Source organism: Marinobacter aromaticivorans (assembly GCF_002806975.1).
In the GTDB taxonomy this organism is placed as follows: domain Bacteria; phylum Pseudomonadota; class Gammaproteobacteria; order Pseudomonadales; family Oleiphilaceae; genus Marinobacter; species Marinobacter aromaticivorans.
Map to the genome: position 1 here is coordinate 270652 of NZ_NIHD01000001.1, position 26341 is coordinate 296992.

22 protein-coding genes are annotated in these 26341 nt (G+C 55.2%); 6 read left to right on the forward strand and 16 right to left on the reverse strand.

The genetic code is table 11. The annotated features are described in order from the left end of the window. Nucleotides 1-13: 13 nt before the first annotated feature. The 5 genes from CDH48_RS01250 to CDH48_RS01270 all read right to left on the reverse strand — a co-directional run bounded on the left by CDH48_RS01250 (nt 14) and on the right by CDH48_RS01270 (nt 6185). Complete coding sequence (locus tag CDH48_RS01250) at nt 14-961, reverse strand: YbgA family protein (RefSeq protein WP_100686888.1); 948 nt, start codon at nt 959-961, stop codon at nt 14-16. After that, nucleotides 958-3195 (reverse strand): glycosyltransferase, encoded by a 2238-nt coding sequence (locus CDH48_RS01255; RefSeq protein WP_100686889.1) that lies wholly within the window; start codon nt 3193-3195, stop codon nt 958-960. Before CDH48_RS01255 ends, CDH48_RS01250 begins: the two co-directional genes overlap by 4 nt. Beyond that, a complete protein-coding gene (locus CDH48_RS01260) occupies nt 3192-4250 on the reverse strand; it encodes a lysylphosphatidylglycerol synthase transmembrane domain-containing protein (RefSeq protein WP_100686890.1) in 1059 nt (352 codons plus the stop codon). Before CDH48_RS01260 ends, CDH48_RS01255 begins: the two co-directional genes overlap by 4 nt. A 46-nt stretch (nt 4251-4296) precedes the next feature. After that, nucleotides 4297-5319, reverse strand: coding sequence for a DUF6160 family protein (locus CDH48_RS01265; protein WP_227520871.1), 1023 nt, complete (start codon nt 5317-5319; stop codon nt 4297-4299). Nucleotides 5320-5522: 203 nt separating this feature from the next. Then, nucleotides 5523-6185 (reverse strand): GntR family transcriptional regulator, encoded by a 663-nt coding sequence (locus tag CDH48_RS01270; RefSeq protein WP_100686891.1) that lies wholly within the window; start codon nt 6183-6185, stop codon nt 5523-5525. A 202-nt stretch (nt 6186-6387) separates the two neighbouring features. On the opposite strand from CDH48_RS01270, the gene gloA reads away from it, so the two are divergent. After that, nucleotides 6388-6936: a lactoylglutathione lyase gene (gloA, locus tag CDH48_RS01275; protein ID WP_100686892.1), complete on the forward strand. Its 549-nt coding sequence runs from the start codon at nt 6388-6390 to the stop codon at nt 6934-6936. 24 nt (nt 6937-6960) lie between these two features. On the opposite strand, the gene CDH48_RS01280 is transcribed toward gloA, so the two are convergent. The 6 genes from CDH48_RS01280 to CDH48_RS01305 form a co-directional block, all read right to left on the reverse strand. Continuing rightward, a complete protein-coding gene (locus CDH48_RS01280) occupies nt 6961-7911 on the reverse strand; it encodes a DMT family transporter (protein ID WP_100686893.1) in 951 nt (316 codons plus the stop codon). Further along, the gene (locus CDH48_RS01285) at nt 7908-8561 is read right to left on the reverse strand and encodes a LutC/YkgG family protein (RefSeq protein ID WP_100686894.1); all 654 of its coding nucleotides are present in this window, start codon (nt 8559-8561) and stop codon (nt 7908-7910) included. The genes CDH48_RS01280 and CDH48_RS01285 overlap by 4 nt, the downstream gene beginning before the upstream one ends. Continuing rightward, nucleotides 8558-9997, reverse strand: coding sequence for a LutB/LldF family L-lactate oxidation iron-sulfur protein (locus CDH48_RS01290; RefSeq protein ID WP_100686895.1), 1440 nt, complete (start codon nt 9995-9997; stop codon nt 8558-8560). The genes CDH48_RS01285 and CDH48_RS01290 overlap by 4 nt, the downstream gene beginning before the upstream one ends. Next, entirely contained in the window at nt 9994-10773 is a 780-nt protein-coding gene (locus CDH48_RS01295; RefSeq protein ID WP_100686896.1) for a (Fe-S)-binding protein, read from the reverse strand. The genes CDH48_RS01290 and CDH48_RS01295 overlap by 4 nt, the downstream gene beginning before the upstream one ends. A gap of 186 nt (nt 10774-10959) precedes the next feature. After that, nucleotides 10960-11229: a ComEA family DNA-binding protein gene (locus tag CDH48_RS01300; protein WP_100686897.1), complete on the reverse strand. Its 270-nt coding sequence runs from the start codon at nt 11227-11229 to the stop codon at nt 10960-10962. 490 nt (nt 11230-11719) lie between these two features. After that, a complete protein-coding gene (locus CDH48_RS01305) occupies nt 11720-11863 on the reverse strand; it encodes a DUF3096 domain-containing protein (RefSeq protein WP_100686898.1) in 144 nt (47 codons plus the stop codon). A 187-nt stretch (nt 11864-12050) separates the two neighbouring features. Here CDH48_RS01305 and CDH48_RS01310 point away from each other — a divergent pair, with 187 nt between their 5' ends. Both CDH48_RS01310 and CDH48_RS01315 read left to right on the forward strand, forming a co-directional pair. After that, on the forward strand, nt 12051-13784 hold the full coding sequence (locus CDH48_RS01310; RefSeq protein ID WP_100686899.1) for an extracellular catalytic domain type 1 short-chain-length polyhydroxyalkanoate depolymerase: 1734 nt from the start codon (nt 12051-12053) through the stop codon (nt 13782-13784). Between the two features lie 160 nt (nt 13785-13944). Then, complete coding sequence (locus tag CDH48_RS01315; protein ID WP_100686900.1) at nt 13945-14739, forward strand: SDR family oxidoreductase; 795 nt, start codon at nt 13945-13947, stop codon at nt 14737-14739. A 30-nt stretch (nt 14740-14769) separates the two neighbouring features. Here the strand turns inward: CDH48_RS01315 and CDH48_RS01320 are convergent, their stop codons facing one another. Next, a complete protein-coding gene (locus CDH48_RS01320) occupies nt 14770-15615 on the reverse strand; it encodes a DUF72 domain-containing protein (protein WP_100686901.1) in 846 nt (281 codons plus the stop codon). 126 nt (nt 15616-15741) lie between these two features. On the opposite strand from CDH48_RS01320, the gene CDH48_RS01325 reads away from it, so the two are divergent. After that, nucleotides 15742-16431 carry an MgtC/SapB family protein gene (locus tag CDH48_RS01325; RefSeq protein WP_157807784.1) on the forward strand — a complete coding sequence of 230 codons (690 nt, stop codon included), beginning with the start codon at nt 15742-15744 and terminating at the stop codon, nt 16429-16431. A gap of 6 nt (nt 16432-16437) precedes the next feature. Here the strand turns inward: CDH48_RS01325 and CDH48_RS01330 are convergent, their stop codons facing one another. Then, on the reverse strand, nt 16438-17565 hold the full coding sequence (locus CDH48_RS01330; RefSeq protein WP_100687188.1) for a hypothetical protein: 1128 nt from the start codon (nt 17563-17565) through the stop codon (nt 16438-16440). A gap of 138 nt (nt 17566-17703) precedes the next feature. On the opposite strand from CDH48_RS01330, the gene CDH48_RS01335 reads away from it, so the two are divergent. Then, the gene (locus CDH48_RS01335; protein WP_100687189.1) at nt 17704-19560 is read left to right on the forward strand and encodes a Na/Pi cotransporter family protein; all 1857 of its coding nucleotides are present in this window, start codon (nt 17704-17706) and stop codon (nt 19558-19560) included. A 231-nt stretch (nt 19561-19791) separates the two neighbouring features. Further along, nucleotides 19792-20664 carry a formylglycine-generating enzyme family protein gene (locus CDH48_RS01340; protein ID WP_100686903.1) on the forward strand — a complete coding sequence of 291 codons (873 nt, stop codon included), beginning with the start codon at nt 19792-19794 and terminating at the stop codon, nt 20662-20664. Between the two features lie 27 nt (nt 20665-20691). Here the strand turns inward: CDH48_RS01340 and CDH48_RS01345 are convergent, their stop codons facing one another. Genes CDH48_RS01345 through CDH48_RS01355 form a run of 3 tightly spaced genes read right to left on the reverse strand, consistent with a single transcriptional unit; the run spans nt 20692 to nt 26336 of the window. Continuing rightward, nucleotides 20692-23403: a LysM peptidoglycan-binding domain-containing protein gene (locus tag CDH48_RS01345; protein ID WP_100686904.1), complete on the reverse strand. Its 2712-nt coding sequence runs from the start codon at nt 23401-23403 to the stop codon at nt 20692-20694. Continuing rightward, the gene (locus CDH48_RS01350; protein WP_100686905.1) at nt 23390-24256 is read right to left on the reverse strand and encodes a DUF4123 domain-containing protein; all 867 of its coding nucleotides are present in this window, start codon (nt 24254-24256) and stop codon (nt 23390-23392) included. Before CDH48_RS01350 ends, CDH48_RS01345 begins: the two co-directional genes overlap by 14 nt. Beyond that, nucleotides 24219-26336, reverse strand: coding sequence for a type VI secretion system Vgr family protein (locus tag CDH48_RS01355; protein WP_100686906.1), 2118 nt, complete (start codon nt 26334-26336; stop codon nt 24219-24221). The genes CDH48_RS01350 and CDH48_RS01355 overlap by 38 nt, the downstream gene beginning before the upstream one ends. Nucleotides 26337-26341 lie beyond the last annotated feature (5 nt).

Consider the following 26341-nt stretch of genomic DNA (forward strand, 5'->3'; position numbering starts at 1 on the left):
CCGGCCCGGGTGGTCAGACCTTGTTCCTGAGCCCCAGTTCGTCAGGATAGGGGCTCAGGTAGTGTTGCAGGTTCAGGTAATCCACCGGTTCTCTGCGCTGGGCCATTCTCAATAAAGTCATGGGTACAATCAGCGGTACCTCGCCGCGGCCATAGGCTTCGATCTGTTCCACCAGAACCTTGCGATCCTCGCTTCCCATGGCATCCCGCAGGTAGCCCATCAGGTGCTGCAGCACATTCATGTGTGAGCCACGGCTTACTTTCTTTGTCATGGCCTCCATGAAACCCTGAATGTAGCGGTTGGCAATGGTTTCCAGAGCGTCTGATTTCAGGTCGCTCAGCATGGGGCCGAGCTGCCGGTAGATTTTCTCCGAGTGTGCCAGCAACTGGAATTTATGCCGCGTGTGAAACTCGATCAGTGCTTTTGCGCACAGGTTCTTGCCGGCAACATTCTGCATCCAGTCATCATAGGCAAACACCCGCTCAATGAAGTTCTCCCTGAGCGTGTCGTCGTTCAGCCGGCCCTCTTCTTCAACCGGCATCAGCGGGTAGGCGCGCATCAGCGCCTCGGCAAACATGCCCTGGCCGTCGCGGCGTATAACCTGCCCTTCAGGATTGTGGACCTTGATGCGCTCCATGCCGCAACTGGGGGATTTGGCCATTAAAATGTAGCCACGCAACTCGCTCAGGTTCGGAAGTATGCGGTCGATGAATTCCTGCATGGCCCGGGTATGGTCGGCAGAGCCTTTGGTTTCGGTAAGGCGCATGCCATCGGGGTGTTCCCGCAAATGAATAGCCGGGCGCGGCACACCCAGGCCAGCTTCCAGTTCCGGGCAGATGGCGCGAAACTCAAAGTGCCGGGACAACACCTGGGTGCAATAACGGGAATGTTTGTGACCACCGTCATGACGAACTTCCTTGCCCAGCAGGCAGGTGCTGATCCCCACGGGAATACCGCTCATGTCTTTCTCCGGTTTTTTAGCTTTTTATGTCTGAGTGCCAGGGTAGTAGCGTAAATCTCGTGAACATCACTGGCAAACTGCTCCACTGAAAAATCTTTGGCGAAGGCCAGGGCCTGGCTTGCGAGCCTGCTTCGCAGTTCGTCATCTTCCAGCAGTTGTTGCACCTGCGTGCACCACTGATCCTGCCTTTCCGGCGTTTTGAAACCGTTAAAGCCCTGGCGAATAACATCATCAATGCCACTTGAACGCACTGCGACCACCGGCAGGCCCGCTGCCATGGCTTCCAGAATTACCATGCCCTGGGTTTCAGATTTGGAGGCGAAGAGAAAGACGTCGCCCAGCCGATACCACACAGCCATATCGTCCGGCGGTATGGCTCCCACAAGCGTGGCATGGTCCTCCAGCCCGAGTTCCCGGATCCGGTTTTGCAGGCGGTCTCTCTGGTGGCCGTCGCCGATCATCAGGAAGCGGAAGGGTTTGCTGGATTGCTGTCGTAACCTGTTGATCGCTTCCAGCATGAAATCGATATTTTTCTCGTTCGAGAGCCGCGATACGCTGATGAAAATTGTCTCATTGCCCAGTTTCAAAGACGTTCGCAGCTTTGAAATTTCTTCCTCCGTCACCGCTTGAAATCGTTGGTACTCGATGCCTGTGGGCTGCACAAAGGTGGGCGTTTTCACGCCGATCATACGAAGGTACTCCTCCGTTGAGTAGGTAGGCACGATAACGCCGTCGCACTTGTTGGCAAAGCGTCTGATCAACGCATGGGAGATAAGATTGCGAAAGATCAGCCCCGGCAGGGGCACGAAATGGGCGTAGTGTTCCAGCCTGGTGTGGTAGGTGTAGATGGCGGGCACTTTGAGCCGGCGCGCCATGAACAGCCCCAGGGAGCCCAGCCAGATCGGATGGTGCAGGTGAATAATATCCGGATGAAAGGCCCGCACCCGTTTGCGGATCCGGCGAAGAAAGATGTTGGCCAAACGGAACTCGCGCTTCTCGCCCATGGAGAGCAGGGAAGGCACCCGGACCACATGATCTTCAATCTGGGGCTGGTCCTTGTAACGCGGGGCCACTATCAGGAGTTTGTGCCCCAGGTGTTCCAGGCCACGCCTGAGCCTGGCAATGGAGATGGGAACACCCCCTATGAATGGCAGGTAGTTGTTGGTGAACATGGCCACGCGAAGTGGTTTCTCCAGCCATGGCGTCGGGTCCAGATCGTAATCCGGGTAATAATCTTTACCGACAAAAATAATGGTATACAGTTTGATGGCTATGGCTGCAAACACTGCCACGATCAGAATAAAGTTGATGTAACCCGTGTAAAAAAGGGAGTAAACGAAAAACCAGAGGCTTTCGAGGCGTTTGAAAATCGGGTGCTGACCTACTTCCAGGCGCTGGAGCGTGTGACTGACCTCGCCCTCCGGGCTTACGCTAACCTTTACGTAGTGGTAAAAGCTGGTGTCGTTGTTGAGTATCAGCCCGCCCGCACCGCCTGTGGTTATGAATACGGTATTACCCAGCTGCTTTTCTGCATACAGTGAGAGGTTGGCAGAGAACACCCTGTCAATGTCGTGTTTTTCTATGGCCCGGAGCAGAGCATTCCGGAACTCCGGCGGCGCAAGATAATGTTCCGGCCGGTTGAACAGGGTCTCTTCTCCGGTTTTCAGGGGTGGGTGCCCGATGAACAGGATCCGGGCTTTCGATGTGTCCTGGCTGAGTAAATCATCCAGCCAGCGAATCTGCCACTGCCAGGGCGTTTTGCCTGTGCTGTCCAGAAAGATCAGTCGGCTGCTGCCGGCCTGAATGCTGTAAAAATGTGGCCCGAAGTGATCGTAGAAACGAAAGCTGCCGAAATCCTCGTACTCGTGATCACCGAACGTAAGCAGGTAGGGTATGTCCAGATTGCTCAGAGTACCGTAAATGGCGCGGTATTTGTCTTCGCCGCCACCGCTTACGGCGTTGCCCGCTGAAACCAGAAATTTCATACCCGAGGCGTTCAGCTCGGGAATAATGCGATCTTCAAAAATGCCGACAGAGTTGTTTATGTTGCCAACCACAGCAAAGCTGAAGTGATCGGTCGCCGATATGTTGCGGTGAATCCTCTCAACCTGCTCCGTATGTACCCCGGCAAAGTCTTTCATGAAAAAGTTCAGATAGGCTTTATAACCGATCAGCAGTATCACGATCAGCAGGCTGAGATAGAACAGCAGCTTTAAAGGGTTTCGGAGAATCATCCGGGGTTCCTTCGGCTTTTGATCAGTTCTCTTTGCAGCACAATCAGGCCGATCACCATGCCCAGATAAATGGTGAGCAGGCGCCAACTCACAATGACCAGAATCAGATGGTTACCTGACAGGATATCCCTGAAGAAGCTACCGAAGACACCCTCTGAAATGCCGGACGCACCGGGAGTGGGTGAGAAGTACATGATGAATGTTGTCACCACCAGCAACCCCAGCGATACCAGGTAATCAACATCATAACCCAGGCTGTGGATCAGCAGGGCGGGGAAGCTGAACAGGCTAAGCAGAAACAAGGCTGTGAACAGAACCGACATGGCCACAAACAGTGGCCTTCCGCGCAGGTAATCGCTGAAACTGTGGGAGAAGCGCAGCATCTCGCGGCGGGCCTTGAATTGCCAGCGCCGGTGGCGGGCCGCGCTTATGAGGTGCCAGCGCCTGAGCGTTCTCAGCAGGCCGCTGAGCGGCCCGATAAGCCAGCGAGTGCGAAACAGCACAATAATGAAAAAACCCAGGTACAGGAGTATGAAAACGGCCAGCGCGAATCCAATGTCGCCAGTGATTGTCTGGCCGTCGAAGGCGTCCAGAGTCAGCAGAAAGACCGGGGCAAGAGAGAAGATAAAAAACACGGCCAGAACCGTTCGGATGGTGGTAGCGGCTGTGGCCCTGCCCACGGGAACACCATGATGGTGCAGGTACCAGATCTGTGCGAAGCCACCACCTGTGGCCATGGGTGTGACGTTGGAGAAAAACAGATTGATGAAAACCAGGCGGAAGAGAACGGAGAAAGATAGCCGGTGCCCCAGCGCCCTGAGGGTGAAGTGCAAGCGTAAACCGTCGGAAAAAAAATACACCAGTAGCAGGCCGGTAACCGCCAGAAGCGTCCGGGGTGCAACCAGCCGGGTATCAAAGCTGATACTGCGGCCGGCGAACTGGTCGTAGACGGCGTAAAGACCTGCCGCTGTGAGCGCAACAAACAGGAAGCTGAATAACACAAGGCGTCGTGCAGAGGCTCGTTGCTGATAACTGGTGTCGGTGTTGTCTGTCATGGGCTGCCCGTCAGATTGAGACGAGCATGTTACAGGACTCTAGACTCTAGTGGCCATAAACCAACATGGTGGTATTTGTTATGGCAAAGTCCGTGAACTGAACGCTGCCAATGCTGGCCTGGCCCACTTTGAATACGGGCATGTCGATGTCTGCCCGGAACTCTACGTCGTGAACCGAAAGGCCTTCCTTGCCCGACACCGACCCGGTGCCACGGGAGAGTTTTGCTGTGGCGCTTGCCATACCGAAGTGACCAAGAGTGTCGTTGCCTCGCCGGTTATGAATCTGCAGGCCCTCAATACCCACAGCCGCAAAGTTGAACAACAGAATGACATCTGCGGCATCCCAGTTCAGACTGCCGTTGGTAATTTCAAAATGGGTATCCAGTTGCAACTCTGCCCCGGACACCAGGTTGCCGTTGCCCAGCGTTTTGCTTGACCCACCCGCGTTACGGATAACCAGATCGGTTGGCCCTACATAGCCTTGCAGCAGCACATCAGAGAACAATGTAGCGGTACCACCAGAACCTGTGGCTGTAATGCTCCCAACCTCCAGTTCAAAATCTACTGCCCGCAGATAATCCGTCAGGCGGGTTGGGTCACCGTAATCGGTCGCACCCAGGTGGATAACCAGATCGCCGCTATTGAACTGCTTACCAAACTCGCCCCCTATGGAATATTTTGCCAGAGCATCCGCAACATCGGCATCGCTGGTGCTGAGAAGCCCTGCATCGGCGCGCCGCGCAATCTCCGAAAAACCATGCTCCAGCACTTCGCCAGTGCCGGCAATGTCCACGGTCAGCTTCAGGTTATCCAGAACCGTATCGTTATGCCCGGAAAGCCGCAGGTTGTTTACATTCAGCGAGCCTTCATCGGTCCAGCTCAGGCGATCAACACTGATTTTGGTTTCCAGCTCAATAGTCACACCGGCCTGACCCGTTACTCCCGAAAGGGTACTGTCATCCAGCGCCTGAAATTCCGCCAAGGCAGTGCCGGGCAGGGAAAGTGCGAGCACCCACAGAGAAAGCGTTGTTGATCGTGTCCCGCGGTAACAGGCGTGCGGCTGAATCATGGTGGCCCCGGTTTCATGGTCTGTTTTTGTTGTTGGCAGGAGACTTTTAAAGGCTCCCGGGCCGCAGGGGACAGCGAAACCAATGCAGCGGAAACGGAATTTTGTTACATGTTGTTACGATAAGCGGGAGGCAGCACTATGTCTGTGAGCTTTATCACAGTTGGAAGGCGCTTTAATTTTTGACGCAAGGCAGCTGGTACAGATTAAGTAGAAGACAATGCGCGCTGAATCATCACTTTCTGGTGCTCCGCAAAGTCCCGAATCAGAGCCTGTGCCTTCTCCACATCCCGATCCAGAACCGCCTGCGGAAGGCGTGTGAAAAACTGGCTTGTCTGCGCCAGGCCGTGGCGATAACGCTCGGCACTCAGGTAATAAGCGCGGCTAACTGCGGGCTTGAAGTTTGAAAGCGCTTCCGTGAGATAATCGTTGCCCACCAACTCACAGCAGGCTTCCATCACCTCAAAACTGGCCTCCACCACAGCCGTGATATCCGCCGACGGCTTTTTCATCTGCTCTACAGCATTCCCTACAACGGCCAGCATGTGTTCGCGATCGCTTTCCTGCCAGCGCTCGCACAGCCTTGCCGCAAGCATCAGCAGCAGGTGCATGTAAACGTCATACAGTTCCGAGGCATGATGGGCATCGAGCTTAGAGGCCGATGCGCCTTTGCGGGGGGTTATTTCTACCAGGTGCCAGCGTTCCAGGGTATACAGCGCCTCCTTTACCGAAGCCCGGCTGACTTCGAGCTCCGCGGCCAGTGTGGCTTCCTGAATGCGTTTACCGGGTTGTATCTGCCCGGTCATAATCCGTTCGGCCAGATAATTGGCGATCTGCTCCGCCAGTGTGTTAGGCACCTTGAAATCCATACAGGTTCTCTGAAGAAGTCTGAAAATCCGGCGAGCCCCGCGTGGCCCTGCTTCGGTAAGAGTGTTTGCGCGTGAGTCTATCACAGCCCCGTGTTTCGCTCATGGGCCACCGTTGCCGGTTGCAGGAACGGCCCCTTGAAATCTTCCGCAAACGCACACAGGTATAGAACCTGAAATTTCAAAAACAGAAAAGGGAAATCCCATGCCCAAGCACTTTGAACAAGCACCCGGCCTGCATGACGCGCCGGTTCCGGAAACCGAGGGCTATGTATTTAACCAGACCATGTTGCGCATTAAAGACCCCGAGCGCTCCCTCGACTTTTACACCCGGGTAATGGGGATGCGGCTGGTACGCAAGCTGGACTTCCCTGAAATGAAGTTTACGCTGTATTTTCTTGGCTACCTTGATGACCGGCAAGCCAGCTTTGTACCGGCGGACGACGCCCATCGAACCACCTACACGTTCGGTCGCGAAGCCATGCTGGAGCTGACCCATAACTGGGGCACAGAAAGCGACAGTGAATTCTCCTATCACAACGGCAACGATGAGCCCCAGGGTTTTGGCCATATCGGTATTGCCGTGCCGGATGTTTATTCCGCAGCCGAGCGTTTTGAGAATCTTGGTGTGGAGTTTGTCAAAAAGCCGGACGACGGCAAGATGAAGGGGCTGGCCTTTATAAAAGACCCGGACGGCTACTGGATCGAAATACTGCAGCCGAACATGCTGGAGAAACAGCGCAAGAACAGCTGAACGGGCTGTTCCTGAACAGGCATATCAAGGGGCGCCGCCTTTCCGGGCGGCACCACTTGGCTGTGCACCGTAACGGGACGCGACAATCACAGCGGCGGTGAGTATGAATGCGCCCGCAATACCAACCGGCCCCAGAACTTCCTCCAGAAAAACCCATGCAAGCAATGCCACAAACAGTGGCTCCAGCGTAACGATAATGCTGGAAAGCGTGGCGGGTGTGGTTTTCATGCCTGCAAAGAAGCTCACATAGCCAATGCAGGTGGGCACTATGCCAATAACCACCACCATTAACCAATGCCGAAGTTCGAAGTCTTCAATACCTTCAAAACCGTCGGTAATTAGCACCACGGGTAGCAGGAGAATAGCGGCCGTAAAGAAACACATGAAGGCCGTGGTGAATACTGGTGTGCCGGTGGAGCTGTAGCGGCTGGTGAGGGTAAATCCGGTATAGACCAGCGCTGCCAGAAGTGCCATGAGTATGCCGGCAAGGCGAAGGGTTCCGCTGGTGTCCATATCGCTGAGTACCAGCATGCCGGTGCCGATGACGGCGGTAATCAGTGCCAGAATGGTCAGTAGCCCCGGCTTTTCGCCCAGCAGTGGTGCCGCCAGTATGGCAACCAGTACCGGCGGCAGGCACAGGGCAATGAGCGTGGCAATGCCTGCGCCGGTTAAATCAACCGCCAGCAGATAGCTGCCCTGGTAAATTGCCTGAAAGAGCCCGAGAGCGGCAAGGGGGGCGAGGGCTTTCAAGCCCAGTTGCCGCAGCGAACTGCCGGGCGCGCTGCCCCCTGTGGCCCGGAGCTGCCGTTGTTCCCGCCGCATCAGTATCCAGAAAAAAGGCAAGGCAACGGCCAGCCTGAGAAAGGCAAGTGTGGTGGCTTGCATCTCCGTTTCGGTAAACAGGAACTTGGCAATAATCCCCGTGGTCGCCCAGAGCAGGGCTGCCAGGGCGATTAACAGGGCGCCTCGTATCATTCTATAACCAGTACGATCAGTTCTTTGGGGCCGTGAACACCGTAAGCCAGTGTTTGTTCAATGTCGGCGGTTTTGGATGGCCCGGAGATTAACAGAGCGTTGGTTGGCATGCCAGACGCCCAGTTCTGGGCGTTCATCGCATCGTGCAATGTTGCGTGGAGTTCTGAGGCTTCCAACATCGCAATGTGGATGGGTGGTACCAGGCTCATGAGCCGGGGTTCGTCCCGGGTTGGCCATAGGATCAGCGAGCCTGTTTCGGCAATGCCGCCCCGGGTGGAGGTAATGCTGGCATCGACTTCGTTGAACAGATGAGCCTGCCAGCTTTCGATGGGCTCGTCATAGATCAGCAGTTCCGGCAGATCGCCTCGCCCCGAGTCGCGCAGGGCGTGGCCAATCTCGTGTTCCGCAGGAACCAGCAGGTTGCGCGCGCCGCGGGACGCGAGGATTTCGGCAAGCCTCGCAACCCATGATTGCGGCGTGCATCTGTGTACTTCCCCGTGGACCGACTCAATGGTCTTTTCAAACCGCTCAATGCGTTCGGCTATTGAGGATGGTGCTCTCTTCATAACGCTGAAGTCGCAATCAGGTACGCCCAGCTCGCCGCCGCTGCGGTTGCGCAGGCGCTGTAAGATGGCTTCCCTGGAAGTCATTGTTCACGCTCCTTCATGCGTTCGTGCAGTGTTTTGGCGGCCAGCCTGGGTGCCGTACGGTATTGTGTCCAGCCACCAAGACGCCCGGGTTGCAGCATGCGCAGGCGCGCCGCCACTGCGGTGCCAAACCGGTAAACACCCGGGCGGGCATGCATCCAGCTCCAGCCTTTCCAGACCAGCGCTTCCAGAGTGCCGCGCTTTGCTCCGTGGCCGCGCACTTTGGCGGGGTTGAGCTTGTCCCCGTCTACAGATTCCTGGCGCAGCCGAACCAGCAGATCCGGTATGGGGATTTTTACAGGGCAGACTTCACCACAGGCACCGCAAAGGCTTGAGGCGGTGGGCAGGTGCCGGCCTTCATCCAGCCCGATCAGGTGAGGCATCAGGATTTTGCCGATAGGCCCGGGATAGGTGGTGCCATAGGCATGTCCACCCACACGGGTATAAACCGGGCAGTGATTCATGCAGGCGCCGCAGCGAATGCAGCGCAGGGTATCCAGCAGTTCGTCATCCTGATAGATGGTTGAGCGGCCGTTATCCACCAGTACCAGATGCACTTCCTCTGGCCCGTCGAGCTCTTCCGGTTTGCGCGGCCCGGAGATCATGTTGAAATAGGTGGTGATGTGCTGCCCGGTGGCAGACCGGGTTAACAGGGCCAGCAGGGGAGCTACATCATTCAGGCTGCCCACCACTTTTTCTATGCCGGTTACGGCAATATGACAGGGCGGAACCGTAGTGGTCATTCGACCGTTGCCTTCGTTCTCTACCAGGCAAAGCGTGCCGGTTTCGGCCACTGCAAAGTTCACTCCCGAGACGCCTACATCCGCATTCATGAACTTTTCACGTAGCTGCTGGCGGGCGCTGGCGGTGAGATATTCCACATCGTTGGAAAGATCAGTGCCGGTTTTTTCGTGCATCAATTCGGAAATCTCACCGGTATTCTTGTGAATCGCCGGCATGATGATGTGGGATGGCGTCTCTCCGGCAAGTTGCACGATGTATTCGCCCAGATCCGATTCCAGGGCTTTGATGCCACGCTCTTCGAGGTAATGGTTCAGCTCCATTTCCTCCGAGACCATGGACTTGCCTTTGATAACCGTTTTGGCATTCCTGGCGACACAGATATCCCGCACAATCCGGCAAGCTTCGTCACCATCAATTGCCCAATGCACCTTGACGCCGTTTTCAGTGAGCTTTTGCTCAAGCTGCTCCAGCAAATCCGGCAGGTTTGCCAGCGCCCGCAGGCGGATATTGGCACCCAGATCCCTTAGTGCCTCCAGATCCCATTCGGCAAAGGCATCCTTGCGCTTGGTGATCAGGCCATCCATGGCTTTGCGGAAATTCTGGCGTATCCTGGGGTCCGCAATAGCGGCCCGTGCCCTGGGATGGAACTCTTTTACATCAATATGGTGTGGGTCACCGGTGTTGGGCCGGCTCATGATTCGCCTCCCTTGCCTGCGTTGGTGCGCTCCCAGAGAAAACTCAGGATGTGCTGGCCTGTAAGAGGTTTGCGGTTTTTCTCGGCGTAACCGGCAATGTTCATCAGGCAGCCACAGTCGGTTGTAACAAACGCTTTGGTGCCGGTATCGGTAAGGGTATCCACTTTTTCGCTGACCATGGCCCCGGAAATCTCCGGGTGGCGCACTGCAAAGGTACCGCCAAATCCGCAGCACTCTTCGGCGCGCACCTGCTCTACCAGGTTTACATTTTTCAGTTGGCTGATCAGTTTCGGGCCGACCTCCGCCACTCCCATCTCGCGGCGAGCTGAACAGGAGGTGTGCATGGCGATTGTGGTGGGATCGCCCAGGTCCTCAAGCCTGATGTGACAGGCATTGAGAAGAAAATCCGTTAACTCCCAGGTTCGGGCAGCGATCTCTTTCGCTTTTGCTTCCTCACCCGTATATTTGAACAGGCCGGGGTAATGCTTGTGCATCATTCCGCCGCAGGATCCGGAGGGTACTACGATGGGCCAGTCCTCCGGGAAAAGGTCGAGCTGAGCCCGGGCCACAGCCCGTGCTTCATCATGATAGCCGGATGTGTAGGCCGGCTGTCCGCAGCATGTCTGGTTTTCGGGGAAGACAACTTTAATCCCCTCACGCTCAAGCAGTTGAATACCTGCCATTCCGGCGTCCGGATAGAACATGTCTATCAGGCAGGTTGCGTAAAAATAAACGTGCGAAGGTTTCGGCGGGTAAACCTTGATTGGGTCGGCCATAACATGCCACTCAAGCTGATTGGAGTTGTTATCCAATAATCATAGGGCCGCAAGAGAGTGGTTGCCAGCCGACTTTTGTGGGGGGGAGGCAGGACGAGCGATAGAGAGGAAAGTCAGGCTGGCAGAGCGTCGATTACAATGTGTCGCTCCGCCAGTACTTTGTCAGAGCGGGGCGGACCCCACTGGCTATTTTACCGTAAGACGATCTGCATTCTTTTCGACCGTGCGTGAACCGATACCTTTTACGTTGGAGAGCTCGGCGGGTGTTTCAAAAGGGCCGTTGGCTTCGCGATAGGCGATAATGGCCTCAGCCTTACTGGCACCAATACCATCGAGGCTTGCCAGAGTGGCTGCGTCTGCACTGTTGATGTTGATGGCCGGCTCTTCCGCATGGGCAAATCCGGTGGCCAGGGTGAACAGCAGAACGAGGGTGGCGAATAAAGACGTGTGTTTCATGTAAGTGACTCCTGAGACTGACGTGAATCGTTATGATTGTTGGCCAGGGTGACATCCAGCAGGAGTGGTTTTCCGGTTTGAGCAGGTAATAAACAGCGATGAGCCTGGCTATCAGGCTGCAGCGTCTGATGCACGGACAAGGACCACATTCCATGTGATCCCCGAATCCGTGGCTGACCCCCGCCTGTTCCCTCAGGCTGCACTCATCCTGAGTGCTTCATCCCTGATCGTCCCTGAAAGCCCATATCCCTCGGGCAGCACCAGTTCCTTCTGATCCGTCAAACTCCGTTTGACTCGCCCAAATCCTCTGGGCGGCTCCGGTTCCGTGGAGCAATCATTCCATTACCAGCACTCCTTGCTGGCTTGTCATCCCTGACACAGACCATTCTAACGGGGGTGATTTGTAGTGATATCGGAGATTCGCTAGCGCGCTTGTGAGACATCTCCTACAGCCAGCGTGAGCCCGTGCCTTATCGCAGGATCTGTCACGTCAGAGTGAGTGCCCCAGCAGCCCGAGAACGCCAAGTGCGATGAGATAGCCCGCGACAATGTAGTTAAGCAGGCGCGGAAATACCAGAATGCCAATCCCGGCGCCCAGGCTGATAAGGGGGGCGAGTTCGAGGTGGAGTGTCATAGCGGTCCTCTTCTGTGGTTATTTCTGAAAGCCGGGTGTCGTATTTTCCGGACACCTTGTCTGGCTGACCGGTCACTTTTTATATTACCCGTAAAAGATAGTGCTTTTAAATTAAAGTGTTATCCATGTGGCATGATTTTTTCTTCCTGTTTGGTTACCAAACAATAAATCCAAGAAGGAGCACATCATGTCGAACGTCACGTTCAACTGGATTCGTCGTGTCGCTTTGCCGGCACTGACCATGTCCGTCGCTTTTATGTTGCCCGCGTTACCAGCCAGTGCCGGCCAGACCGATTCCTATACCTTGCCACAACAAAGCTATAACCAGTCCCGGGCCCGAGACTACAAGGTCTACGTTCCGGATAACATCCAGTCGCCTGCGCCCATGGTGATGGCGCTGCACGGCTGCAAGCAGACCAATAACGATGTTTTGAATGACTGGGGCATGAAGGCGGCCGCCGACCAGTATGGTTTTATTCTTGTTGCACCCTATATCACGAGTTATGACGGGTTGCGCAATCAGAACTGCTGGGGCTTCTGGTTTGAACATCATCGTCACCAGGGCGCCGGTGAAGTAGAGGACCTGCATCAGATCGCGCTGGCGGTTGAGCGTGACTACGCTATTGATCCACAGCGCCGCTACATCACAGGGTTGTCCTCCGGTGGTGCTATGACGGTTGTTGCGGCCGTGGCGCACAACGAATACTGGGCGGCAGCAGCTTCGGCGGCCGGCATCCCTTATGGAGAGGATTCATCTTCGGTATCCCTGTCAGGCCAGTGCCCGGGGAGTGCGACATTTCACAGTGTGTCCCGGGTAGTCTCCGATATGGAAGCCGAGCTGGATGACGCCTATCCAATCCCGCTGATGATTTTACAGAATAAAAACGACTGCACTGTTATAAAAACTTCTGCTGATAACATCCGTGATGCTCACCTCAAGACGTTTAATGCCCCGGCTTTTGATACGCCCGCCGAAGCGAAAGCCGAATCAGTTGCCTGTTCACCTTACTATCAAAACAACTATGACTGTATTCGTACCCGTTATACCCAGGACGGCACCAGTGGAGCCCGGTCGCTTGTTGAGACCGTTTACCTTGATGGGCCGTTAGCTACGCCGAACTCCCAGGATACGGATCACGGCCATTACTGGGTTGGAGGCGAGTCTGGAAGCAACGGAAAATGGGCTGTGCGTGTGGGGCCCAGTTACCCGGATATTATCTGGAGCTTTTTCACGACCCATAGTCGTGACGGCTCTGCTCCCGAAGGCTTTCCAGTCATCACTCTGATTGGCGACAACCCCATGTTGGTTGCGTTGAATACCCCATTTGCCGATCCGGGGGCAACAGCCGAAGATGCGGAAGACGGATCAGTAACGGTAACGGCGGACTGCAGCTCAGTAAACACGTCTGCTGTAGGTACCTATTCCTGTTTGTATACTGCAAAAGACAGCGACACCAATGTGGCCACGGCAGAGCGCCAGGTTGACGTAACAGATCCGAATGCGCCGACTGAGACCTGCGAACAAACGACGGCATCACCCAGTGCCCATATATCTGCAGGCCGCGCTTACGCTGGTGGCAACTCTAATCTCCGTGCCTATGCGAATGGTGACGATGCCGATATTGGTGGCTCGTTCGATAGCTGGAGCAGTGTGCTGCTTTATGAGGGTGATCCTGGCCAGTGGTTTACCAGTAACCCCGCTGCATGCAGTGGTAATGGCGACGGCAACGATGGTGGTGATCCCTTCGCCTGTCAGGACTGGAATGCCAGCAACCTGAACCATAACATGGCTTCGCGAGCCTATTACAGCGGTGGTTACTACACCACCGGAGGCGACGACTACCTTGGGGCCTTTCCAGGCAGTTACGCTTGGGTCCGCGAGATCGCGGATGGTGTTTTTGAGAAGGGGCAGTGCCAGTAAGAGCGCATGGGAGCGGGCTTGATTCCGGCTCCCCGGTACTTTTCAGATCAAACGAAGTGGCGCATCAATATTCGTATTGGCGCCGCTTTTCGTTAGACTCGGGAGCGGTAGAGGTTTGGATCCACAAACCCTTTGGCTAACCTCTTTTGGAGAAACGGCAATGTCTGACCGAACCATCTGGATAACCGGCGCCTCCTCGGGCATAGGCGAGGCGTTGGCTGCCCGATTTGCTCAGGAGGGCGCCCGCCTTGTACTTTCTGCCCGCCGGGAAAGTGAACTGGAGCGAGTGGCTGAGCGTTGCCGGAATAAAGGCCTTCGTGCGGATCAGGTTCTGGTTCTGCCACTGGATGTCACAGATTGGAGCGCCTTGCCCGGAGCGGTACAGATGGTGCTCAACCGGTTTGGCCATATTGATCTTTTGATCAACAATGCCGGTGTCTCCCAGCGCTCACTGTGTGTGGATACAGATATGGAAGTCTACCGCCAGCTGATGGAAGTGGATGTAATGGGGCAGGTCGCCCTTACCAAAGCGGTACTGCCCCATATGCTTGAGCGTGGTGCTGGCCACATCGCGGTGACGGCCAGTGTGGCTGGGAAGGTAGGTGCACCTTTGCGTACAGGGTACTGTGCCGCGAAACATGCGGTTATGGGCTTCTTTGATGCTTTGCGTGCAGAAGTAGAGGGGCAGGGCGTTCATGTTTCAACCATTGTGCCCGGTTTCATTCGCACGGATATTGCTCGTAATGCGCTTTCGGGCAATGGCCAGGCCTTCGGTCAGGAAGACGAGGATATCGCCGGAGGTATGGATGTGAACGAGTGCGCCGAGGTGGTGGTCAGGGGCCTGAATGCAAAAAAGCGCGAGATTCCTGTGGGTAAAGGCAAGGAAATGGCGGCATTGTGGATCAAGCGGGTGGCGCCGGAGGCGTTGTTCCGGCTGGCGAAGGCCCGGACTTAGCTGGCCAGCCCGCGGATCCGCAGTATTGCCTTAGAACAGCCCCAGTTGGGGCTGTTGTTCGTTGAAACGCAGGGGCTCCAGTCCATCCACGCGCGTGCTCAGGAGGTCTGTCCAGATCTCGGTCAGGGATAGAGCGTCGCCAATATCCGGCATATGCAGAAAAAAATACGGCTGACGCCCCTCTTCGATCCAGTTGGCAACTCTCTCAACCCAGGGCGCGAGATAGCGCCGGTTGGATTCCAGATCCGGGTGGCCGATGTAGCGGATTACCGGAGCTGCGTCACCCGGGAGCAAGTGTACAGGCACTCGGGGTTTTTTGCGTTGGGCTTCAATGGTGATTTCGTTATCCGGAGTAGCCGCAAACAAAGCCCGGGTGTCCATGCAGACGCGTGCGATGCTGCGTTCACGCAGGCCGCGGTTCAGCGCTTTTTCGGCCTCGCCTTTGCTGAAAAAAAACCTGTTTCGGACTTCGACAGCGCATGTCAGCGGCGCTGGCAAGGCATCAACAAATAGCCAGAGGTTGTTGAGGTGTTCTGGCCCGAATGTAGCGGGAAGCTGCAGGAGAAAAGGACCAGCTACATCCCCCAGGGGAGCGACCACGTCCAGGAAGTCCCGCATACCGGCGTCGACGCCAGAGAGCAGTCGTTCGTGAGTAATGGTACGCGGAAATTTGAGCAAAAAGCGGAAGTCGTCGGGCACCTGAGATCGCCAGTGCTGACACTGCTCTCGGCTGGGTGTGGCGTAAAAGGTTGTGTTGCCCTCAACGCAGTTAAATACCTGGCTATAACGGTCCAATGGGCTCTTGCCGGGTGGTAGCCCGCTATTCCACGCGGGGTGTTGCCATTGAGGACAGCCGAGAAAATAGGGTTGTGCCATGGTTCAGCGCTTCCGTCGAGGTTCGAGTCATCCTGATTGCTGTTCAATTGTCGCCCTGATTGCGGATAATGCACTATACCTGAGCATGGACGCTCAATGTTTGGAGTATTTGGAAAGGAGATATTGATGGAGTTTATTCCTGAATCGATTGCCCCTGATGGCATCTTCGTGCTGCGCCTGTTGGTGGCAATGGTGCTTGGGGGTCTGGTTGGAATGGAGCGCCAGTCAAGAGGCAGAGCGGCAGGCCTGCGAACCAATATTCTTGTTTGCCTCGGCTCAGCCGCCGTCGTTGTTGCTTTCCAGAAGCTTTCCTTCGAATTAAGCGTTGGCGCGGAATCCGTGGTTCGAATGGACCCCGCTCGCGCTGCAGCGGGCGTTATTACGGGTATCGGCTTTCTTGGGGCAGGCACGATTGTAAAGAGCCAGGATTTTGTGCGTGGGTTGACGACCGCTGCTTCCATCTGGACCGTTGCAGCGATCGGAGTAACCGTTGGCCTTGGCGAGTATCTGATTGCAAGCGTTGTAACCCTGCTTGTACTTGTTGCCCTTTACGTGCTGCATCAGCTTCCGGTGCAGGGTGATCGTTATGCTTCACTGAGGCTGAAATGGACCGGCGATTTCAAGCTGCTTCAAGAGGTGAGCAGCCAGCTTGAGCTCGAAGGAGCAAGAATAAAGAGCCGGAGTATGGTGCGCCAGCCAAAAACCGAACGTTGTCAGGCAACGCTGGTTCTGCGCCTGGGTAAACACGATAGTGACGATGGGATTTTCGGGCGCTTGCAGGCCGATGCAAGATTTGACGAGATCGGATGGAGTTGAGCCGTGTTACAGCTCTCGATACCCGGAACCGCGACGGCTGCGACTGCTCAGGGTCGCCACCAGATGGCTCAGGGCCTGGAATAGCCACATCAATAATGGTGCCAGCAACCATAACAGCCAGCTGCCGATGTAAAGCGCGGGAATCAACAGAAGCAGCCAGCCAGCAAACTGGACTGCGATCACCGGATAGCCAAGGACTTCCGCCACGCCTGCAAGCAGGTCATTGATAATACCGGGGTGGGTGATAACGAGGTAGCCGGCACCGATTGCAAGGGGCCACTTGGCGTAGCGGGCACTGCTCAGAACCATTTTCCCACTGCGGGTAACCCGTGCGGCCAGAGCGGCAGAGCGTGTGCCCCTGCTTGCACCCTTGGTGGTAGCGGCAGTGGCACGCCCAACCCGAAGCACTTTTACGGCACTGACAAAGATCAGGGCATCCACTGAGGCCCAGCCAACATCGCCGGCGGTGATCTCGTTGCCGGAACGGTAGTTTTTCTCCAGATCACGGATACCGCTGGCGAAAAACTGGCTCAACCCCTCCAGCACACGCTCTGTGCTGATCCATTGGGTTGCGCCCTGGTTATCAACAACAAACTGGCCGAGAAAATCATGACCTTCGCTTTGGATAAAATTGACGGCATACCAGCCGCGCTCTTCCGGTGAGAGGTTTTCGCCGTTGTCTGATGACTGGCTGTCAGTTTCTGGGGCCTCCGGATCGCCGGTAAAGAAGCGTTTGGCTGCCTGGTACTGGCGGGATGCCTTGTCCATCCACTCAATGGTGTTGATAGGTTGGCTTACAAAGTGCTGAATAGGTGGCAGAATCTCCTCGCCATAGCGCCTGAGGATGTCGCGAAATTCCGGTTCGGTGGCATAAAGCGGAAACAGAGCTCTGGCCATGTCGGGGTAGCGCATGAAGGCAGCCTGGGCCTTTAAAAGCAGAAGAGGGTCATCGGCCATATCGAGCAGTATTGCCTGGATTTCAACAGGCTCCTGCTCAATGCCCGGAAAGTCACCGAGTACGTCGTTGGCCTGAATGTTGATCAGCTTCTGCTCAATGGGAACGGGCTGCGAGACAGTGCTGAAAACAGCTGCCATCACAATGGCCACAGCACAAATCAGGAGTAGCTTTTTCAAATCATCACCCGTGCAGTTCGGTTGTTCATGCCCCCAGTCTAGCGCGAACCGGGTGAGTTGGATTTGTTCCATTTCTGTTATCGTTATCAAAATGCTGTCGCAATGGCACCAACTCCGGGTTTTGCGTAAATGACAAGAATGAAATCGTTTGTACTGCCAGTACTTGCGCTGGTGATATTGTCCGCCAGTTTCTGGTACAGCAGCGGCTGGCTGCAACTGTGTGCGGGCCTGGCACTGTTCCTGTTTGGCATGCAATGCCTTGAAGAAGGCCTGAAAGAGCTTGCAGGCAGCCGGCTGGAGCAGCTTTTGGAGCGCAGCACCGCTACGCCGTTCAAAGGGTTGATGTTCGGTGTGGGCGGCACCATGATTCTGCAGTCCACTACCCTGATGTCGCTTTTAACCATTGCGTTCATCAGTACCGGCTTGATCCACCTGGCGGGTGGTATCTCCATTCTGCTTGGCATTAACCTGGGCACCAGCGGCGGCATCTGGCTGCTTGCTGCAGCGGGGCAGAACTTCAGCCTCAGCCCGCTGGCGTTGCCATTACTTGTATTTGGTGTGCTCGCCGGCTTCAGTTCCCCGAAAGGCAAGGCGTTTGGCCGCATTGTGCTGGGTATTGCCTTTATTTTCCTCGGTATTGATCAGATCAAAAGTGGGTTCAGTGAGTTTGGCGGTGCAATAGACCTTGCCGGAACCATGGACAGCAGCCTCCTGGTTCAACTCAGCTTTGTTGCTGTTGGCCTGTTGCTAACGGCGGTTCTCCAGTCCAGCCATGCCACCTTGATGCTGGTCCTGGCGGCTTTGGCGGGGGGGCAACTGGAGCTTTGGCAGGGCATTGCCATCGCAATTGGCGGCAATATTGGCAGTAGCGTGACCACCGCTATTGTGGGCTGGCTGGGCGGTAACCGCAGTGGCCAGCGGCTTGCACTGGTGCATGCCCTGTTCAACATCCTTACGGGTGTGGTTACCTTCGTGCTTTTGTCGCCCCTCACCTGGCTATCCGAAATAATGATGGCAGGGTTTGGCGCAGGCGATAACACGCTCCTGCAACTGGCCATGTTCCAGACTCTGTTTAACGTAATTGGTGTGCTGCTGTTCTGGCCCTGGCAGCAACAGCTGGAACGTGGGTTGCGCCGGGTATTGCCGGATCGCGCAGAGCCCGCTGTGTTGATTACCGATGCCACTACCGGCCCACGTAATCCGGTAGAACAACGGGAGCTACCGGAGAGCCATGCACGCTACCTGAACGAGGCAGCACTGGCTTCGGTTGATACAGCTTCCCGGGCAGTTGTTCAGGAGTTGCAGCATCTTGGTCGTTTGAGCCTTGAGGTAATCTGCCACGCGCTGTTTCAGCCAGTTGAGCAGCTGATCGCGCGGGAAGTGGATGAAGCGCGTTTGAACGCCCGGCCGGATGAATCCGAAGGGCTGGACACAGAAGACCTATACCGGCGCCATATCAAAGTGGTCTATTCCGATCTCCTGGGTTTTATGAGCCGACTGGATACCACCAAAGATGAGGACCACCAGCAATTCTGGATGACCTGCCAGATGGTTGCATTACAGCTTGTAGACGCTGTGAAAGACGCAAAGGCGCTGCAGAAGAACCTGGGGCGCTATCTGCGCGACGAACGCTCCCTGGCTCACGAACACTATATGGAGTTACGCCGACACCTGCTTTGGGTACTCAGGCAAGTGCGTGAAGTCAGCAGACTGGAGGTGCCCGACGACGTATGGCGCAGGCGACTGGACTGGATTGATAGCGAGGCGGCAAAGTTTGATTCCAGCTTCCGGCACCGAATCTTCAGCGATGTGCGCAAAGGCCAACTCAGTAACCTGCAGGCCAGTTCACTCATGCACGACCTGGGGTATTCCGTTCGCATAACCCAAAGCTTCCGCAACGTGTTGCAGTTGGGGCTTGCCGATGACGATGAGTTGCTGCGTGAAGTGCGCCGGCTGGGCAGTGATGACGACGATTTGCCGTTGATCAGAGCGTGAGGATTAGCCCGTGGGATTTTGCCGTAATTTGTCGGTATAATTCCGCTCTCTGACTAGGCTGCCCCAAGGCAGGGGCGGTCTATTCAAAATATCAACGCGGAAACTTATGGAACCATGCTGGTGTTGGCGAAGCAGGTCGGCTCGCCTGAATTATACACTGAGTAAATACACCAGGTTCTGATTTGATAATATTCTGAAGTAAACCAACATGACGGAAAGGATGCCGTGCTCATGCCATCTTTGTTAGCCCCCTGCAAAATAGTTCCCGTATTGACGTGGGTCTTTGTGTCGCTTTCTGGCTGTAGCCTTTATTACGAGACTAAAGCTGAAGAAATGGTCGAGCGACAAATGAACGCCATGGTGTTTGTTGAAGGCGGGGAGTTCATGATGGGAAACCCTGGGGGGTGGAGTATCCGAAGCGACACGATTCCCGCACACCGGGTGGTTTTGGACGATTTCTATATTCAGAAGTATGAGGTGACTCAGGGGGATTTTGAGTTGTTTATGGCGGTTACGGGATATGAGCCCTCAAGCCGTTTTTATGAGAAATGGCGAACTGAAAATCCGAAGCGTTACCGTGCTGATTTGCCAGCAGTTGCGTCATGGACAGATGCGATCAGATTTTGTAACTGGCTGGGCGAAAAGACGAATAAGCCTGTTCAATTGCCAACCGAAGCTCAATGGGAATTTGCAGCTCGTTCGCGTGGCAAAATGTTGCGTTACGCCACGAGAAATGGCGAAGCAATCGAAAACGAAACCATGGCACCGAGGCGCATTCGTACCCGATATGATGAGCCACCGTTTGATGATTTGTTGCCGCATGCGCCAGGGCTGTTTCCACCAAATCCTCTAGGACTTCACGACATGTCGGGAAATGTTGCTGAGTGGGTTCGGGACTATTATCGAAAAGACTATTACGAGTTTTCTCCAGCCGAGAACCCAGCAGGGCCTGAAACGCCTGCTCCTTCGAGCCCGCCTGATAATCCCTATCGCGTACTTCGAGGTGGGCATTTCAAAGACTTTATCGGTAACACTACGGTGACGAGAAGAGAGGAAATCCAAAATGGTTCTAGTGAAACCACTGGGTTCCGCTGTGCCTATTGAATCGCGACAGCTTTAACCAGTGAGCAGTCAGCTAACTATCTTCTGTAACCAAAACTCTGTTCGTGTTGCTTGTTTCGACTGCAATAATTGACGTGCAATTATTCTATAGTAATTGCGCTTTAGTCTTTCTATATGGCCTTTGCGGCTACCCATCCCAGTTCTTTTGAGCACCTCTACTAATTCACGGTGACTATGGACAGTTTCCAGAATTTTAATGCTGGCTTCCATAGCAATCTCACTGTGAGGGTTGCCAAATCCGAAAAGGGATCTGTTGTCTTCCGTCAATATATCCAGAAGGTCTGCTTTTGCTGTGGGTGTCAGAACATCCAGGTCTTTTTTTTCCAATACTTGAAGCGCAGTATCGCGAACTCGTGTATCAGCAGTAGTAATGGCGGCCCATGTTTCGGACAGGCTCACAAAACTCTTGTTGGCGACATCGACGAACCTTTCATCGCTAACCGCAAACAACCGCAAAAGAAACGATAGATATTCAAACGCGGCGCTATCAATCCAATCCAAAAATCTGAAATCACTCCGCTCCAGAGACCAACGCACAAACTTCACGAGTTCCCAGATTTGGCTGCTGTTTAGTTCTGCAGCTATACCCCCACCACCGCCCGGGCCTAGAACCAAGTGGCCGTTTATGTAGGCCACAAGCTTGCTTTCCTTGAGCTCAATTTTGAAGTCAAATCCGACACCGATGCCAGCCGATACAGCCAGCTCGGGTTTAACATCGAGCAGTGACCGGAATTCCGCGTCAGCTTCAGCTTGCTTTGCAGTCACAGAGTTTGTTTCAGAGGCTTTTGATTGGGTAGCGATAACCTTTTGGTAGGCGCCTTTCCATTTAACCCCAAACGTCGCCTCATTATTCAGGCTCGCTCCGGCAAAGGCTTCTCCATTGGTATTACCGGATATGCCTACACTCCCCGGTGCGCTGGAGATTTTTGCCTGAGCGGCGAGGGATGCGCAGGCACCCGCAAATCCCCTTATACGATACTCCGCATCCGCCCGGAAATATCCGCAATGGAGCTCTTTTTGGGTTCCGTCATGGCTCTCATACTTCAGAACCAGGCCCGAACCCTGCTCACTGGGAATTTGGGCTTTGAGAACGGCCTCGCCTTGCATCAGGCTATAGGCGCCTTGCAGTTTCCCGCCAATATAGGCTTCACCTTTTTCGTGGTCATAGGTGGCCGCAAGTCCACTCTGTGCAGCAAAGCGGAACATTTGCGCTTCGGCGCTTGCTGAAAACCGACCGTCTTCTGTGGCGGCTTCTTTTTTCAAAAGTTCCACTTCAAGCCGGTTGAAGAAGTTGTCATCTTTGCTTTTCCACTCGCCCAGTTTGAGAGACAACTCTTTGCTGGTTTTCAGGGCGTCTTTTGCTTGCCCCCAGGCACGTTTGAACTCTCCTGCGTTCATGGCCGCCCGCACATCGGACGTCTTCAGTGGCTTCCAGTTCTTCTTCAGCTGATCGGCCACTTCCCGGCGCATATACCGATAACCGCCGGTGCCGGTGTGCTTTACTTCAACAAGCGGGTAACGCTTCATGAATCCTGCCAGGGGGCTCTCAATGGTATCTATCCGGGAACTGACACCTATTGGGGAGCCGATTTCTGCGAGGTCTCTCAGTTTTTTTTCAGTGCTGGTCATCAACGACCGGCGTTCTTCCTGAAGTCTTTTGTGCGCTTGAACCTCGTCATTGGCGATCAGAGTCGCAAGCCAGACGGCAGGGCTGACTTTTGCTGAGTACTCGATGACATAGTCCATGTATGGAATCAGTTCGTCATCCAGCTTACGGAGCCTTATCGTTTGGGATGTCAGCTCCCTGACAGCCTTTTCGGAGATGTAATTTGGCCAAAGGGTAGCCTTCTTGAGCTCCTCGGCTTCGTAAAGGAGCTGGATAAGCTGTGATTCGGGTTTGCCGGATTGTTCGGCCACTCGATATTCAATTTCCGCTTCCAGCGCCGCGCGAAGGAGCTTCAGGTGTTCACTCATGCGGGTAAGATCCTGCTCCGAATTTTGTGTAGCTTCCTCATGGGCTTTGATTCTGCTATCCACCGCATCGAGAGTAGATTCCAGTTCGCCGCAATATAGCGTGAAGAACTGTAGCGACAGCCTGTCTTTTGGATCCTGAAAGTTCCGCTCTCTGCCCGGAATCAGAATTTGGTTGCGTAAGTTTTCGATTTCATAGGTAATTCGCTTTTTCCGCCGGCGCTGGTGTTCAAGGCGTTCCAGATCGCGCCTCCAGCGGGCTTCATAATCCGCCAATAACTCCCGGGCAGTAGTGGTTTGCTCCGGTTTTGGTAGTGCGCCCAGCTCCTTAAGCCTGTTCCATGCCTTCTCTCGCGCCTGAAGGATTTTGCTCTGATCGCCTTCTTCAGCCTCGGCCAATTCCGCTAATGGCTCGTTGAGGAGGTAGGTTTCGTATTCCAGCTCCTTCATTTGGGTCTTGGTAAGAGCGAATACCTGCTCGTCGTTTTCGGTAAGCTGAACGAGCCCAACATATTCCAGGGAGCAGTCGGAACACTCAACATCGTCCGATGAATCATCGTTAGCCGAATGAGCTGGTGGAAGTGGCGTCGTTGGGGCGGCAGCCTTCGGAATCGACAGGTTCCATCCTGCTTCGATGTGGTTTACATCTTTGATAATCGGGTTCTGAGCCTTAAGGGCTTCAAGCGATACACTATAATGCGAGGCGATTCTGGAGAGGGTTTCACCAGACTGCACTTTATGTTGTTGCATGGTAGGACTCCACTAAGCATTCCATTGCTTCAAGTCGGTCGTCGCCGGTCATTTCGGCGCTTTCTTTCAAGGCTTCGAATTGCGGGCCTGACGATAGCTCCCCGGCGCTCAGGATCGATAACCTTAAAAAGCGCTCCTGTTGAGAGGCTTTCAGGAAGCCGTAATTGCGAGCCTGCCTTAGCTGCTCCAGCACCCAGACACGCTTGTCGCCAGATGCAGTTATATGGTCGCTGTAAAGAGACGATAAGCGGCAAGCGCGTTCTGCCATGCGATAATCCGTTAAAAGAGCCAGCTCTTCTTCGGGCAATGTCCAGTCAGGGTTGGCTGTATCGAGCTGCGGTTCACCAGGACTCTGCCAGCTTATCCACTGCTGGTTATCGTGCCAGAACAGGGTTCCCTCTGGCGGTAATAACGAGACACTGTGGGTTCCTAATGTCGCCAGAAGCGCTTTCAGAGAGCGAGAGTCATAGAAACGGAACAGCCGGTCATCGTTTGTTGCGAATGCGAACAGACGGTTCGTGCTCCACGCCAGGATGTCGTCATAACTCAGGCTGGTTTCAATCAGCACGCCAATCCCACCAGCCGCCAGTTGGTTCATTACGGTTTTCTGAAAGTTTGCCCCGTCACGCAAATCAACCAGTATCGGGCCAAACTGCCAGCCACTCTGCCATCGGGTGCCTTCCAGAAGTGAGTTCCACCGGATGGGGTTTCGTTCCATGGCTCCATACAGCGATTTCAGAAAACTCTCTGTTCCTGCCAAGTCGATGAGCGCGAAATCCGCGGCTGCTGGTGCTTCAGAAGTTGCAGGTGTTTGGTCAAGCGTGCTGATGCAGAGTGCAGCGTCCATGCTCATCGTACTCACAGTCAGAAACGATCGTAGCGCCCTTGTTGGTGGATTCTTTCAGGAGCGCTGAGTAATCGGTAACAGGTTCTGGCGTTTCAGCCGTTGCATTGCTTCGCTGGCGATTAATGGCGAGAGCAGTAGGGCTTCCACTGGCGTATTCAACTTCTGTAGTATTTGGAAGTACCGACGCTTGGACGGCTGCCGCTGAACCACTCCCCGGCCCACCCCCCGAATTCATCCGCACCAGCGGCCCCGAGACCGTCACACCACTGGGATCCACCTTCACAAAGCTCCCACCGGCTTTGAGCGTCACTTCTGCGCCCGCTTCGATCACGATCTTCAAGCCCGCTTTGTGGTGAATTTCGTTGCCCGCTTCCACGAGCTGGGCTTTGCCGAGTTTGCTGTGGTGACTGCCGTTAACGGTGAGGCTGTAGTCGCCGCCGATCTTTTCCCGGTGTTCGCCGTCTACCGTTGAGTGGTCGCTGGCTTTCACCTGGCTGAAGCGGTTGTTCTCCACGGTCAGGTGGCTGTCGTTTTTGATGACTTCGGTGCGGTTATTTTCCGTGAGCAGATCCAGGTCTTTTTGCGCGTGGATGTAGATCTGTTCTTTGTTTGCTTCGTCCTCAAAGCGCAGTTCGTTGCTGCCTTCACCCTTGTGGCTCTGGGTTCTCAGGATGGTGCGGGTTTTATGTACCGGCAGCGGGTAGGGCGGTGTGTTGGTGGCGTGGTGGGTTCTTCCGGTGATGATGGGTTGGTCTGGGTCGCCATCCAGGAAGGAAACAATCACTTCGTTGCCAATCCTTGGCAGGGCCATGAAGCCATACTGGCCGCCCGCCCAGCCCTGGCTGACTCTTAGCCAGGCGCTGCTGTGTTCGTTATTTTGAGCGTAGCGATCCCAGGGGAAGCGTACCTTTACCCGGCCAAATCCATCGCAGTGGATTTCTTCCCCTTCGGGGCCGGTGACTATGGCTATCTGCGGGCCGTCCATCAGTGGGCGGTGGGCGCACAGTGGCCGCCAGTTTTTGTTGGCGGGAACAGCACTGAACAGGTTGTGGTAGGTGGTTGGCCGGGTGCCGCCTTCTTCTGCCAGTGCCTGGGGTTGTTCGCCCACGTGGGTGATGGTGGTTAACAGCCAGTCGCGGTTTAGTCTGGTGCTGTCGTGATTGGTGAGTTCCACTTTGGCACCGCAGGTGAAATCCGGGCGGTTGCTTTCACCGTGGGCGGTGCTGGCGTCGTTTCTGAGGGCGTCCAGTCGCGCCTCGGTAAAGGGCTGGCCACTGGCGTCGGCCTTGAAGCGGCCCGGGTAATCGAAGTGCTGGTAATCCTGGCGCTGGTTAGCGCTGGCGGCCGCGCTTTCGTGCATCAGCGCATAAGCCGGATTTTTAAAAGTGTAGTCCTTCATGACCACCGAAGCCGCACGAACCCGCTCTTCAGAGCGGAAGCGGAACACGGCGGGCTGCCTGGTGCTGCCACCTGCTTTGCCATTGTATTCGGCGGCATCCAGCCTGGGTGCGTCGCCGTGGTGGTCGGCAATCATCAAGCCGGGCTGTTCGCTGCCATCCACGCTGCCGTGCTGGTGGCGGTAGTGCCAGCCTTCCTCTGCCGCCAGCCGTTCAATAAACGCCAGATCGCTTTCCCGGTGTTGCACGCAGTATTCCCGTTCCTGGGGGGCACGCTTGAGATCAAACACGGAATCCACAATGCCCCGCTCTTCCAGCAGGGTGCGCAGGATGCTGTCTGTGGTTTGGGTCTGGAAGATGCGGCTGTTGTGCATCAACCCCAAACGCCACAGGGGTGGTTGAATCACAATCTCGTAGCGGGTGCGATGGTGGCCCGAATCGCCACGGGCAAACTCATTCACCACGCCGGTGAAGCGGCGAAGGGGTACGCCGTCCTGCCAGACCACCAGGTCTACCGGTTGCTCCAGTACGTCAGCGGCCCGGATGCAGGGGTCGGTGCTGGCCATGATCAGGCGGCCATGAAAAAGCTCCGAAAGGCCTTCGGTCAGTGCAAAGCTGACAACAGAAAACACATCCGGGGGAAACTCACCGACACGGGCGGTGAACTGCAATCCGTTTGCCTGGGGCATATCTT